The organism is Pantoea sp. USHLN298, assembly GCF_037149395.1.
GTDB classification, from domain to species: domain Bacteria; phylum Pseudomonadota; class Gammaproteobacteria; order Enterobacterales; family Enterobacteriaceae; genus Pantoea; species Pantoea astica.
Genome location: NZ_JBBCRO010000001.1, coordinates 958,866 through 971,467, shown reverse-complemented (window position 1 = coordinate 971,467; position 12,602 = coordinate 958,866). Strand labels below are relative to the sequence as shown.

The 12,602-nt window shown below is 51.4% G+C and carries 13 protein-coding genes; 7 read left to right on the top strand and 6 right to left on the bottom strand.

Translation table 11 applies throughout. From position 1 onward, the window contains the following. Positions 1-603 (bottom strand): BapA/Bap/LapF family prefix-like domain-containing protein (locus WFK59_RS04660; RefSeq protein WP_336755119.1); only part of this gene is annotated, 603 nt, incomplete at its 3' end. A gap of 749 nt (positions 604-1,352) precedes the next feature. Further along, the gene (locus WFK59_RS04655) at positions 1,353-1,856 is read right to left on the bottom strand and encodes a hypothetical protein (protein ID WP_336755118.1); all 504 of its coding nucleotides are present in this window, start codon (positions 1,854-1,856) and stop codon (positions 1,353-1,355) included. A gap of 1,522 nt (positions 1,857-3,378) precedes the next feature. On the opposite strand from WFK59_RS04655, the gene WFK59_RS04650 reads away from it, so the two are divergent. Then, positions 3,379-3,630 carry a hypothetical protein gene (locus tag WFK59_RS04650; protein WP_094121381.1) on the top strand — a complete coding sequence of 84 codons (252 nt, stop codon included), beginning with the start codon at positions 3,379-3,381 and terminating at the stop codon, positions 3,628-3,630. A gap of 93 nt (positions 3,631-3,723) precedes the next feature. On the opposite strand, the gene WFK59_RS04645 is transcribed toward WFK59_RS04650, so the two are convergent. After that, positions 3,724-3,948, bottom strand: a complete 225-nt coding sequence (locus tag WFK59_RS04645) for a hypothetical protein (RefSeq protein ID WP_094121380.1) — start codon at positions 3,946-3,948, stop codon at positions 3,724-3,726. 541 nt (positions 3,949-4,489) lie between these two features. Here WFK59_RS04645 and WFK59_RS04640 point away from each other — a divergent pair. The 3 genes from WFK59_RS04640 (at position 4,490) to WFK59_RS04630 (ending at position 6,839) form a co-directional block, all read left to right on the top strand. Beyond that, positions 4,490-4,747, top strand: coding sequence for a biofilm development regulator YmgB/AriR family protein (locus tag WFK59_RS04640; RefSeq protein WP_233984428.1), 258 nt, complete (start codon positions 4,490-4,492; stop codon positions 4,745-4,747). A gap of 290 nt (positions 4,748-5,037) precedes the next feature. After that, entirely contained in the window at positions 5,038-5,886 is an 849-nt protein-coding gene (locus WFK59_RS04635) for a manganese catalase family protein (protein WP_233984429.1), read from the top strand. Positions 5,887-5,975: 89 nt separating this feature from the next. Next, positions 5,976-6,839 (top strand): glucose 1-dehydrogenase, encoded by an 864-nt coding sequence (locus WFK59_RS04630; RefSeq protein WP_336755116.1) that lies wholly within the window; start codon positions 5,976-5,978, stop codon positions 6,837-6,839. 51 nt (positions 6,840-6,890) lie between these two features. Here WFK59_RS04630 and WFK59_RS04625 read toward each other — a convergent pair whose 3' ends face one another. Continuing rightward, positions 6,891-7,859 carry a UV damage endonuclease UvsE gene (locus WFK59_RS04625; protein WP_336755115.1) on the bottom strand — a complete coding sequence of 323 codons (969 nt, stop codon included), beginning with the start codon at positions 7,857-7,859 and terminating at the stop codon, positions 6,891-6,893. A 101-nt stretch (positions 7,860-7,960) separates the two neighbouring features. Here WFK59_RS04625 and WFK59_RS04620 point away from each other — a divergent pair, with 101 nt between their 5' ends. Together WFK59_RS04620 and WFK59_RS04615 are read left to right on the top strand one after the other, a co-directional pair. Then, complete coding sequence (locus WFK59_RS04620; RefSeq protein ID WP_233984432.1) at positions 7,961-8,326, top strand: MmcQ/YjbR family DNA-binding protein; 366 nt, start codon at positions 7,961-7,963, stop codon at positions 8,324-8,326. A gap of 154 nt (positions 8,327-8,480) precedes the next feature. Next, positions 8,481-8,657, top strand: a complete 177-nt coding sequence (locus tag WFK59_RS04615; protein ID WP_031377378.1) for a general stress protein — start codon at positions 8,481-8,483, stop codon at positions 8,655-8,657. Between the two features lie 104 nt (positions 8,658-8,761). On the opposite strand, the gene zinT is transcribed toward WFK59_RS04615, so the two are convergent. Continuing rightward, complete coding sequence (gene zinT, locus WFK59_RS04610) at positions 8,762-9,412, bottom strand: metal-binding protein ZinT (protein ID WP_262287698.1); 651 nt, start codon at positions 9,410-9,412, stop codon at positions 8,762-8,764. Positions 9,413-9,497: 85 nt separating this feature from the next. Next, positions 9,498-9,911 carry a VOC family protein gene (locus WFK59_RS04605; protein ID WP_233984433.1) on the bottom strand — a complete coding sequence of 138 codons (414 nt, stop codon included), beginning with the start codon at positions 9,909-9,911 and terminating at the stop codon, positions 9,498-9,500. Positions 9,912-10,105: 194 nt separating this feature from the next. Between WFK59_RS04605 and katE the strand changes: the two genes are divergently transcribed. Further along, a complete protein-coding gene (katE, locus tag WFK59_RS04600; protein ID WP_233984434.1) occupies positions 10,106-12,370 on the top strand; it encodes a catalase HPII in 2,265 nt (754 codons plus the stop codon). Positions 12,371-12,602 lie beyond the last annotated feature (232 nt).

The following is a 12,602-nucleotide window of genomic DNA, read 5'->3' as shown; positions in this document are numbered from 1 at the left end:
GCCGTCCGCCACGGCCTGCGCCGCCGCGTCTGCCGCCGCCTGCTGTTTCTCTTCCGCCGCCTTCACGGCCGCTTCCGCCTCGGCGATCTGCGCATCGGTGGTGTCCGCCACCAGCTGCTTCGCCCCGGCCGACGTAACCTCGCCGCTGCTGTCCGCATCGTTAGCATTATCTTTTCGATTATTGTGAGACCCACTTTTACTACCACCGAAAATAATCGCAGGGATTGCCAACGCAGCAAGGACCGCGGGTATTGCCGCCCAATGATAATCGGAAGCAGGCTGAAGCAACGTTTCGCTTTCAGGTTGTCCATTTAATAAAACTGAACCACTTTCATCATTCGTAATGTAATAAGCACCTTTTGTATCAGTATCTTCAATAAGAACTTTATTCTCCTTAACAAAGTAATCAATAAAGATAATTTTGGTGCCATCAGAAAAATTCAGGATGTAATTATTTCCGTCCTGAACAGCACTAACAATTTCTTCCCTGCCAACCTTGATAATGGCAACTTCCTTGCTCATTAATGAAACCTTGCGGTCAATGTTGACAATTGTATCTCTGAGTTTTCCGTGAACATCAGACACTTTCATTCTGCTGATCATAAGTGTTTATCCTGTCAATTTAAGGCTGAGGGTTTATTTATGCAAAAATGTGCTCGACTATTAAGGGCTTAACTCTGTTTGCACCCCGTTCTTAACACTTACTCATGGTCGGTATAATTGACCCTTTTTGTCTCTACTAACCTGACGAGGGCTATCATCATGGGCGAAAAAATGACTGCTCAACTTATAACAGATGAGAAATTTATTTTTATGGCATAGCTTTCATCTGTTTTTTCTAAAAGGCAATCATCCTGGTAATAAAGGAAATAAAAAATGGAAAGCATATTTTAACGATTATCTACAATCTCATCTTTAACTGCATGATGACCGCACGAAAATAAACTGGAGGGCAAATATTTCAAGCAGCAAGGAGATGAAAATTATCATATAGAAACCCCATTCAAGATGACGTTTGATATGTTTAACAGAGCTTAAGAAGATCTCTATCTCACTCACAATTTAATCCTCAGGCATGAACATCTGGGGAGGCGTATAAAATAGAAAATTGATATCAATAAAAAGCCTCGCGCTCAAAAAAATCTGGCGGTTACTATATTTTGACTGCCATTTTTAACACAAAAAAACGACTCAACTAATACGATATAGAGTGAAGCTGCCAACAGAAAAATTTTCTATGTTATAACATTATGTATATCAGTTTTCTCTCAATACAACCCTATCATTCTCTACTGCCGTAGTGGATAGGATAAGTAAATACGCCCATCTTACGCCACATGCCAGTATGGACCTTATACTGACTTAATTATGCTTACCTGCTTTAGCAAATCCCCCCATTGGGTAATGACTTTATGCATTTCCGGGTTGGTCCTGACCTCTAATCTGCGCATTGCATTAGTTTTATGATATCTTATGGTGTTGATATTTTTATTGAGCTTTTTAGAAATATCGTAAAGCGTATCTCCATGACAAAATGCATGTACAATATATTCTTCAATCATGGGTATTTTTCTTCTCGGCATGTCAAATTTAGTGATAATATTTTTTGACTGACACTCTCTGAGTTGCTTCGAGAAGTTTTCGATATTTTTAATCTCTTCCTTTCTGATATGTTTTCCTGCCATCAATACTGAATAGACCTCAAGTGAGCGACATTCATATGTTTCCATTCCCCTCAGGATATAAATATTTTCACCCGCATCAAAAACCATTATGCGCCAATCAACCAGATGCATTCGATAAAGCATGGCTTCCAGGCCAATACGAAAATATATATTATTTGTTAAAATCCGCATCGTTATCATCATCCAGGATACTATTTTCAAGTAAATTTCAAAACAGACAGCACTATATTGGCCTCCTGCCACTTCCCGTAAAGAAGGCTTTTTTCAGTAGTGATTCAAACCATACACTGACGTCACTTTCACTTGCCCTATCAAAAGCGTCAGAAGAGATATTTCACTACGTTCGGGTCTTTCAGAACCTGACATTCATTAAGATGCAAAGGCATTTACAGTTCAGTTCCCTGTTAAACCCAGGAATGCTATTGAGCACTATATATTTTCAACAATGGCTTAGCCTGCTCTGCAACATACCATGCTACCGCCCTTCGCTGAACCCAGGCGCACGGGTTGATATGCTTCTTCCCATAAATAAGTTAAAGGCGCTATCGGTAAAGTGATCATGCTGCTTTGGTTTATCATTCATCAGAGAGCAGGGTTTAAATTTATAGCCTATAAAATTTGACGCAATGACTGCCCGGCTACCCCTCATATCGCGGCAGGCTTTTTCACTCTTTGTTTTAAACTCCTCAGGCATCCGAACATGTCTGTTTACGGCTTGCAAAACGCTGATATTCCATTAAAACACCGTGAGTTTGCTGATAATGCTGATAAAAATCTGCTGAGATCGTATTAAAAGAATGACTGCGTTGTGTATTGATGGAGTTTTAAACGCGAAATTGCTTTTTATGAATTCATCACTTCCCTTTGGATCATCCATAACAATGTTAAAAACCTGGCTTACGTTTGAGAAATTTATTTAAACACTTATTCAGCTTTCATCCCAGCACTTTTAGACCTTGATATTTTCCTTCATTAGTGAGTGCCAGATAGCCTGCGTCTATCGTAGACCCTGCACATGATCGATATTATCGATTAAACTTAAATGATAACGATTCACAACATGCTGTCTTTGTACGAAATTAAATGAAGGCACTCCTAATTATTAACGCGCTAATTAAAAAGCTTTTAGGAATAATTGGACCAATCATTTTAGACCGGTTGTTTACGAACTGTTTAGACTTAAAACTTACTTGCAACATTAAATTTGCAAAGATAAAACATAACCAGCTTCTTCAGAGGAAATAAAACGCGATATACGAGCCTGATTGAAAAACTATAACTATCCGGGCAAGCATGACTTCCTGAAACTTTCAGTGCGAATTAACGGGTAAAAGTGCCGCACAGTTCGGTGCCTGTGTCTGTGTCTGTGTCTGTGCCTGTGTCTGTGTCTGTGTCTGTGTCTGGTCTGTAAACCGATTGCCGATCGGCCATACTACGCGTGTAACTCAAGCCCGTATGAACGAATGGAATTTGTTGTGTTGTGGCAGCCGATAGCGCTCACCCACTATCGCATAGCCAGCGCCACGGTGAGAGAATGGGATGGGATGTGATGTGATGTGATGTGATGTGATGTCTCTCAGGATTAATGAACCATGCTGATTTAAGGAAAATCTGACAACGTTTCTCTGCTGCCACCGTTGTTTGAATATCCGGCGTGGCATGGTTATTCTGCGGTTTTAATCATGGAGGTGTTATGTCAGACGACAATCGCATCACGCATCTTGAAAACGAAGTCCGTCAGTTGAAAGTTGAGACCACCGTATTAAAAGCGATCCTGGGTCAGCAGATCGCACTCAATAATCTCAATTACAAGGGTAAATTTGATGATGTGCTGGCGGCGCTGGCGAAAGAATATGCCGATCGTGGGCTGGATGAAGGGGATAATCGGGCGATCCATGACACCCTGCGTCAGTACATTAAATATGAGCCACCATCCATAGAATAAGCCAATACCCGGCAGCGATGACGTTGCCGGGTATCCCCTGCTCTCCAACGCCCCAGCCGCCGGGCATAAGGTGACAGCACGTTAACGGCAGGCTTATACCTCGCTATCGCTCTCCAGGGCATCCTGAATCGCATCGGCCAGATTAGCGATTTCATTGGCGACCGCCTGCAGATCCCACGCCGTTTTTGAACCAGTCGCCGAGGTTGATGCGCTGACCGACTCTTTTGCTACTGCCAGCGCAGCCGCCACTGCTACCGTGCGCTTATGTTGTTCTTGTGTGATGCCCGCAGGCGGAAGTGCAAAGTAGTCATTAACCATGATCATCTCCTTCTGATTAAGTAAGCGCTCAACCTTAGCCTTCTGAGTAACGGGTGTGAAGTGAATTATGCTGACTCAGGGATCGGGCGGCCAGGATTGCAACGATCGTGAACGCTGCCAGCGTCAGGAGAGCCGCTTTTCCCTGGCTAAACCTGTACAGGTTTTCATGAAAAAGACGGCAGAAGTACAGACTTTAGCAAAAAGGTCTGAACAAAAAATTTGATAAGAAAAACGCAGAAAGCGAGACGATATAATTCCAACAGGCTGTAAATAAACAACATTAACCAGGAATTTTGTTTAAATCCTGTAAACATGCATTTGAGATACAGCACCGACCAGATAAAATTTTGCGAATTTCGTTGTACAACTTTGTCATTCTTGTATAGCTTTACGCCGTGATGTTAAGTCACTTGTAACGAAAGGTGCATTGCACCGCATCTGAAGGTGTCGTGGATTTCCACCTTCAGATGCTCTTTTTTTTGCGTCGTCCGTTAACCGGACCTGATCTGGCGCACTGACCCCCTTTTTGATGAGGCCTGATATGCAAACGACAATCAATACAGAGTCTCAGATTTCTGAATACTTCATGAACTCTGGCACTCCGGTCACTAGCGAGAAAGAAGTGATTGCAGCTGTCCATGCTGAACTCGCGCAATATAAAACCCACGTTTCCGATAAAGACGTTGTACTGGGCCTGATTCACCGCCTGGAAAGTGAGCGTGACGTGGTTAAACAGGATATTTATCGCCAGGCGCTGGAACATGTTCTGCAGAGCGCGTCGTCGACCAGTAACAGCTAAACATCCTGTGTCTGTTGTGAGGGATCACTGATTAGCACGGATGCTTTTCCTTCCCAGAATTTGCCCCGCTTGCGGGGCTTTTTTACGCCCGTTTTTCAGGCCATAAGCATCCTGCCGGCAGGTTAATTTCCCGTCACTAATGGACCAGTAGTTTATCGCCTTTTCCCGCTTTTTTGCCGCTTATCGCCCCTGACTCCCCGGTTAATTGCTCTCGTTACGCTTTCTTTTTTCGCTATCCCTGTCCAGGCTTTTTCCTGCATCGAGTGTAAACACTGACGAGGAAAATAATCATGTTTCATCATTCATCAAAACTCCAGTTCCCGGTTCGCGTCGAGAAACCAGATCCAGAATTTGCCATGCTGTTACAGCAAGCCATCGGTGGCGTAGAAGGTGAAATTCGTGTGGCGATGCAATACTTTTTCCAGGCGATGGGCGCGCGTGGCGATGCCCGGATTCGGGATCTGCTGATCTCTACCGCAACTGAAGAACTCAGCCATATCGAAATGCTGGGTTATGCGGTGGCACTTAACCTTGAGGGCGCACCGCTCTCTTACCAGGAAGCCTCGGCGAAAGATCCGGTGGTCAATGCGATTCTGGGCGGCATGAATCCGCGCCATATCCTCTCTTCCGGTCTGGCGGCCCTGCCGGTGAATGCCAATGGTGTTCCCTTCGATATGAGCCATATCTACGCCTCCGGCAACGTGGCGGCTGACATGCTGGCCAACGTGACTGCAGAAGCGACCGGCCGTGTGCTGGCGACCCGCCTGTACAATATGACGGAAGACAAAGGGATGAAGGATTTCCTGTCGTTCCTGATTGCTCGCGACACCATGCACCAGCAGCAATGGCTGGCGGTGATCGAAGAGATGGGCGGCCTGAATGCCTCGCTGCCGATTCCGAACAGCTTCCCGCAGGAGCATGAGGCGCAGGAGCACTCTTACTACTGTCTCAATACCTCACTGGATAAACCGCTGCCGGAAGGCCGCTGGAGCAATGGCCCGGCCTACGACGGTCACGGCCAGTTCAGCGCCAAACAGCAGCCGGAGATCCTCGGCGATGAGCCGCTGCTGGGTAACGCCCGTCCAGGCTCGGGCGCGCAGCAAGAGCAGATTGACGGCATTGCATCACCGAAGCCTTAACTGACGCAGGCGTGCCGGTCAGGGCCACACCGCGCGGTGTAACCCTGACCGGTTGTTTTACGCTAACGGATTTTTATGGAGGAATATTCATGTCATCGACTCAACGCCCGCAACCCCCTTTTGCCGAACAGCAACAGACGCCGCCCGGTAAGACTGCGGCTATGCAGCCACAGCCCGATCATGGCGAGCAGAGTTATCAGGGCTCCGGTCGCCTGAAAGGGAAAAAAGCCATTATTACCGGCGGTGATTCCGGCATTGGCCGCGCTGTCGCCATCGCATTTGCCCGCGAAGGGGCCGATGTTCTGATCTCCTATCTTGATGAGCATGAAGATGCACAGGATACCGCCCGGCTGGTTGAAGAGGCTGGCCAGAAAGCGGTTCTGGTCGCTGGCGATATTACCGAAGCGGCTCACTGCTCCGCTCTGGTTGATAAAGCGGTAGAGGCGTTCGGCGAGATCAATATCCTGGTGAATAATGCGGCTTTTCAGATGACGCGCGAATCGCTGGACGAGATCAGCGATGACGAGTTTGATCGGACGATGAAAACCAATCTTTACGCCCTGTTCCGCATCACCAAAGCCGCCGTGCCGCATATGCCACCAGGCGGCTCGATCATTAATACCGCCTCGATCAACGCCGACCAGCCGAAACCGAAACTGCTGCCCTATTCGGCGACCAAAGCGGCTATCGTCAACCTGTCCGGTAGCCTGGCCGCGATGCTGGCTGATAAAGGCATCCGCGCCAACGCGGTGGCACCCGGACCGATCTGGACGCCGCTGATCCCGTCGACCATGCCGGTTGAGCAGGTGAAAAATTTCGGCAGTGAAGTGCCGTTGCAGCGGGCCGGTCAGCCTGCCGAACTGGCCCCGGCCTATGTGATGCTGGCCAGCGACGAAGCCAGCTATATTTCGGGCGCCACCATTGCCGTCACCGGCGGTGTCGCGATTATCTGATGTCACTTTCCCTTACTGCCCGTGCGGTAAGGGGAAACTTAACGGCTGCGGTCAGGCTATCCGCTGCTGCTGTTGCGCCCACTGATAGAGCTGTTCCCGCGCCAGATTCTTCATTTTCACTTCGCACATGATGTCGAACGCCTGAAACGACAGCGCCCAGTCATTGAGCGTGGCATTGAAGTAGTAATCGGAGTGCGCCCGCAGCTTGCTTTTCGATACGCCCAGCTGTTGCTGATCCGGCCAGCCCTGTTGCGGAATAATCCCTTCCTGTGAAATCGAGTAGTGCAGCACCGGTCGTACGCCGCGCCATGAGGCGATCACCGGCGCGATCCGCGCATCGTCAGGCTGGATAAACGCGTTCTCTTTCACCCAGTGATGATGAATATCCAGCACCACCGGACAGAGTGCCGCGGCCTGCAGGACATCATCCAGCGAACAGGAGATCTCGTCGTTTTCCACCGTCAGCATCAGCCGCGCTTCCGGACTCAGCTGGCCGAACGATCGTTTAAAACCGTCGAACCCTGCCTTACCGTTCATATGAATGTTGATCTTAAAATCCTGAAAAGATTTGCCATAGCCCATCAGACAGGCACAGAGCGCGTGATACTCCACATCCTGCAGCGCGCGGGTGACCACATCGGGATTATCTGACGCCAGCACCGTGTACTGTCCCGGATGAAACGAGAGCCGGATCTGATGCGCACGCGCCAGCTCACCACAGCGGGCGAACAGCGGATAGAGCTCGGGTAAAAATGCCTCAAACAGCGGCGTCGCTTCCGGTACGGTATAGAGCGGCAGCAGATCGCTGCCGATGCGCATCATCCTTAATGGCTCCGGCAAGGTTGCCAGCTGCTCCAGCGTCAAATAAAGCTGGTTGAGATTGGTTACGGAGATCTCATAAATCAGTTGATTACGTTGCTCGTGCGGTAAACTCAGAAACCGTTTACGCGTGGTGGCGCGGAACGGGAAAAACTGTTTGCCATCGCTGTTGAGATACTTACATGCAAAGCCTAATTTCATGTCTGCTCCTGATTTATGCTTATCAGAAGTGTAACAGGCCTCAGTGACTCAGCCAGTCAGGCCGGGCTTTCAGACAATGACCGGATAAAAGGAGATTCGCTATGCAGGGTGCTGATATCCAGCGCATCGCTATTGAGACCGCCGAGCGGCTGCCTGCCGCCGAGTGCAGTTACCCGTTTGGGCCGGAACATCAGGTTTATAAAGTGTGCGGAAAGGTATTTTTACTGCTGACTACGCTGCGGGGTGTGCCGATCATTACCCTGAAATGCCAGCCGCAGCAGGCGGAACTGCACCGGGCGATCTACGCCACAATTACCGCCGGTTACCATATGAATAAGCGCCACTGGATCACCGTCTACCCTGGCGACGGGCTATCAGCGGGCCTGATCCAGCAGCTGACAGAAGAGTCGTATCAGCAGGTGGTAAAGGGAATCCCTGTCTCACGTCGGCCGGCCTGGGTTGGCTGAGGCTTCGCTTATTCAGCTATAGAATCAACAGATTAGCAGCGCGCGATCGGCGGCCATCCTGCCCTTTAGCTGGCATAATCCAGCCGGCAAACTAAACTTAATCCTGTGACTAGCTAGTCCTTCTTATCTACGGAACCTGATACGAGGCCTATCTATGACACAACAGAAATACCGGGGTGGTGCAGGCAACTTTGCCAATGACCCGGACCGTGCCAGTGAAGCTGGAAGTGCCGGTGGCAAAGCCAGCGGAGGCAATTTCAAGAACGATCCTGAAAGAGCCAGGGAAGCTGGCCGGAAAGGCGGTAAAGTCAGTCGGCGCACCTCGAAGTAGATCTGAGTGAAGCGCTTTAGGATTTTGTACGCCAGGGAGTGGCGACCTGTCCCGCATAAAAAACCCGCCGTTACGGGCGGGTCTGCCACAGCCTGAGCGAGCTATCAGTGATGCAGCATCTCATCCACAACCTGCGCGTTGGTCATCTGATACGGATAGTAGGTCGGCCAGTTATCCATCTCCTCCAGTAACGCCTGCTGCGAACGGTTACCCATAAAGATGTGGAAATGCGCTGACTTGCGCGGTGCAATTGTATGGTCGCTGAACTGCACATATTTCGGCGCTTTGCTGTCAGCCTCCGGGCATTCAAACAGGTAACGCACCCCTTTCTTTCCGGATGCATAGGTCAGGATCTGGTGGCCGGCATAACGGTAGTGGCAGGCACTGACCTGCTCACCGATGTGAAATTCCATCACGCCATTTTCAATGCCGATCGTGTCAACCTGCGTGGCGTAGCCTTTGCGATAATAGGCTTTGACCTGCGAGGCGGTTTTGCTGCTATCCTGCTGCGCCTTCTTCTGCCATACCGGGTCCAGTTCGCCGCTCTCCAGCAACGGATAGACCGACTGCCACAGGCCATCCCAGTCAGACAACGGGCGATCTTTGACATCCGCATCCGCGAACACCCCTTCCGCCGCTTTCTGCTCCAGGGCGGATAACGGTTTGCCGTGCGAATGCCCGCCGTGCGCCACCACCTGATGACTGATGAACAGCGCGCCCAGCGCCATCGCCCACTTAACTGTATGATTTACCAACGTCGCGATCCTCGATAGAAGTAACAAATTGTAATGTTATGATATAACATTACCAACTTCAATCGCGAATACGTCCCGACGGCAATTAAACCGACGCGTAGGCTGGATCATCGTTACAGAACAGCGCCAGCTTGTTGCCTGCCGGATCGCGCAGATAAGCCACGTAAAAATTCGGGTTATAGCGCTCGCGAATGCCCGGCGCGCCTTCATCAGTGCCGCCTGCCCGCAGGCCCGCCGCATAAAGCTCGTCAATCATTTGTCGTGTCGGCGCCCGAAAGCCCGCCATATGGCCATTACCCGGCTGTGCGGCTTCGCCATTCCACGGCTTTGCAATATAGACGGCACCCGGCCCGTTTTGCCGATCGGGCACCTCCGGCAGCGAAAAGATCAGCTGTTCGCCATCAGGCTCAGCGAGATAACCCAGCGGCAGCAATACTGCCCGATAAAAGTGACCAGAGAGCGCCACGTCATTCGCACCAATGAACAGATAACTCAGCATAACCGCCTCCAGATAGTGAATGTTGGTCAGTAATAAGCGAAACGCCAGCGTGCTTTACAGATGAATATTCTATTTTAGTCGGTCAAAAATCAGCACGTCGATTGCAGTTAAAGTGTCGCCTTAACCCCAGCATGGGTCAGGTTGTTCTATATTTAGTGTCGTCGAAAGTAAAATAACCGCTGGAGCATGGATTAATGTCGAAAGAAACAGAGAAGAAAGAACTGAGCCACCGCGCCCCCACCACCGGTCCGGAATCATCAGAACCGGGTCTGGGTTCGCTGGCACCTCAGGATGGTTCGCATCAGCCACCCGCCGAACCCACCCCGCCAGGCAAACAACCCACCGCGCCAGGCAGCCTGAAAGCCCCTCAGACTCACAATGCCAAACTCGACCAGCTCAACGCCAGCCGTAAAAACGGCACCAACAGCCCGCTGACCACCAACCAGGGCACCCGCATCGCCAACGACCAGAATTCGCTGCGGGCCGGTTCGCGTGGGCCGACGCTGCTGGAAGACTTTATTATGCGTGAGAAGATCACGCACTTTGACCATGAACGTATTCCGGAGCGCATCGTGCATGCGCGCGGCTCAGCGGCGCACGGCTATTTCCAGCCTTACCGCTCGTTAAAAGATCTGACTAAGGCGCAGTTCCTCAGCGATCCGAATCAGGTGACGCCGGTTTTTGTGCGTTTCTCCACGGTACAGGGCGGTGCCGGTTCCGCCGATACTGTGCGTGATATTCGCGGCTTCGCCACCAAGTTTTATACCGAAGAAGGCGTCTTTGACCTGGTCGGCAACAACACCCCGGTGTTCTTTATTCAGGATGCGCATAAATTCCCTGACTTCGTGCATGCGGTCAAACCCGAGCCGCACAACGAAATCCCACAGGGCCAGAGCGCCCATGACACCTTCTGGGATTACGTCTCGCTGCAGCCGGAAACCATGCACAACGTCATCTGGGCGATGTCTGACCGCGGCATTCCGCGCAGCTATCGCACCATGGAAGGCTTTGGTATTCACACCTTCCGCCTGATTAATGCCGCAGGCAAAGCGACCTTTGTCCGCTTCCACTGGAAGCCGGTGGCGGGCAAAGCCTCGCTGCTGTGGGATGAGTCGCAGAAACTGACCGGTCGCGATCCCGATTTCCATCGTCGCGATCTGTGGGAAGCGATTGAAGCGGGCGATTTCCCGGAATATGAGCTGGGCCTGCAGCTGATCCCGGAAGAGGATGAGTTTAAATTCGATTTCGATATTCTGGACGCCACCAAACTGATCCCGGAAGAGCTGGTGCCGGTAGAGATCGTCGGTAAGATGGTGCTTAACCGTAACCCGGATAACTTCTTCGCCGAGACCGAACAGGTGGCGTTCCATCCAGGCCATATCGTGCCGGGCCTCGATTTCTCCAACGATCCGCTGCTGCAGGGCCGCCTGTTCTCCTATACCGATACCCAGATCAGCCGTCTGGGTGGACCGAACTTCCACGAGATCCCGATCAACCGTCCAACCTGTCCGTACCATAACTTCCAGCGTCAGGGGATGCACCGTCAGGATATCGACACCAACCCGGCCAACTACGAGCCGAACTCCATTAACGATAACTGGCCGCGTGAAACCCCGCCAGCCGCTGAAGGTGGCGGTTTTGAAAGCTATCAGGAGCGCATCGAGGGCCACAAAGTGCGCGAGCGCAGTCCGTCATTCGGTGAGTACTATGCGCAGCCGCGCCTGTTCTGGCTGAGTCAGACCCCGTTCGAGCAGCAGCATATTATCGGCGCTTACTCGTTCGAGCTGAGCAAAGTGGCGCGGGCCTATATCCGTGAGCGGGTGGTTGATCATCTGGCACGCATCGATCTCGGCCTGGCAAAAGGCGTGGCGGATAATCTCGGACTCGCCCTGACCGCCGATCAGCTGAATATCCAGCCACCAAAAGCGGTTAACGGCCTGACCAAAGATGACAGCCTGAGCCTCTACGCCACGCCGGATGGTGAGATCAAGGGCCGTCAGGTTGCGTTACTGATCAGCGATGGCGTGAAGGCGGCAGATGTGCTGTCGATTATGCAGGAACTGAAAGCGGTGGGCGTGCATACCAAACTGCTGGCCTCGCACATGGGTCAGGTACGCGCCGATGATGGGTCGGTGCTGCCGATTGATGCCACCTTCGCCGGTCTGCCATCGCTGACTTTCGACGCGGTGATCGTGCCGGATGGCAACATCGACGCCCTGCTGTTAAGCGGTGATGCGCGTTACTTCCTGCTGGAAGCCTACAAGCATCTGAAAGTTATTGGTCTGTCAGGCGACGCCCGTCGCTTCAAGGCGCAGTTCGGTCTGGAGGAAGCGGAGCAAGAAGAAGGCATTGTTCAGGCTGATAAAGCAGAAGGTGCCCTGATGACGGACTTTATCCAGGCGATGAAGGCACACCGCGTCTGGTCACGCAGCCAGAAAGCGCTGTCGGTTCCGGCCTGACGATCACGACGCGCTAATGCGTGTCAGCTCCTCAGTAAAAACTGCCCTTCGGGGCGGTTTTTTTTTGCTCACAATCCGGTCGTCAAGCGACGCGGTGTCGAATTTTTACTGGGCGCGCGTGCCGGAGTGCGGACCTGCGCACCTCTGCTGCTGGCCGGGCCGTCCTCGCGCCGCTGCGCGGTACCCTCGGCTTTGACGCCGTGCCGACGAACCGTTCGCGCAGCGGCACCAG

Coding starts and splice junctions, on each gene's coding strand:
- WFK59_RS04655 (WP_336755118.1), bottom strand. CDS start 1,856: ATGCGGATTTTAACAAATAATATATATTTTCGTATTGGCCTGGAAGCC.
- WFK59_RS04650 (WP_094121381.1), top strand. CDS start 3,379: ATGTCAGACGACAATCGCATCACGCATCTTGAAAACGAAGTCCGTCAG.
- WFK59_RS04645 (WP_094121380.1), bottom strand. CDS start 3,948: ATGGTTAATGACTACTTTGCACTTCCGCCTGCGGGCATCACACAAGAA.
- WFK59_RS04640 (WP_233984428.1), top strand. CDS start 4,490: ATGCAAACGACAATCAATACAGAGTCTCAGATTTCTGAATACTTCATG.
- WFK59_RS04635 (WP_233984429.1), top strand. CDS start 5,038: ATGTTTCATCATTCATCAAAACTCCAGTTCCCGGTTCGCGTCGAGAAA.
- WFK59_RS04630 (WP_336755116.1), top strand. CDS start 5,976: ATGTCATCGACTCAACGCCCGCAACCCCCTTTTGCCGAACAGCAACAG.
- WFK59_RS04625 (WP_336755115.1), bottom strand. CDS start 7,859: ATGAAATTAGGCTTTGCATGTAAGTATCTCAACAGCGATGGCAAACAG.
- WFK59_RS04620 (WP_233984432.1), top strand. CDS start 7,961: ATGCAGGGTGCTGATATCCAGCGCATCGCTATTGAGACCGCCGAGCGG.
- WFK59_RS04615 (WP_031377378.1), top strand. CDS start 8,481: ATGACACAACAGAAATACCGGGGTGGTGCAGGCAACTTTGCCAATGAC.
- WFK59_RS04605 (WP_233984433.1), bottom strand. CDS start 9,911: ATGCTGAGTTATCTGTTCATTGGTGCGAATGACGTGGCGCTCTCTGGT.
- katE (WP_233984434.1), top strand. CDS start 10,106: ATGTCGAAAGAAACAGAGAAGAAAGAACTGAGCCACCGCGCCCCCACC.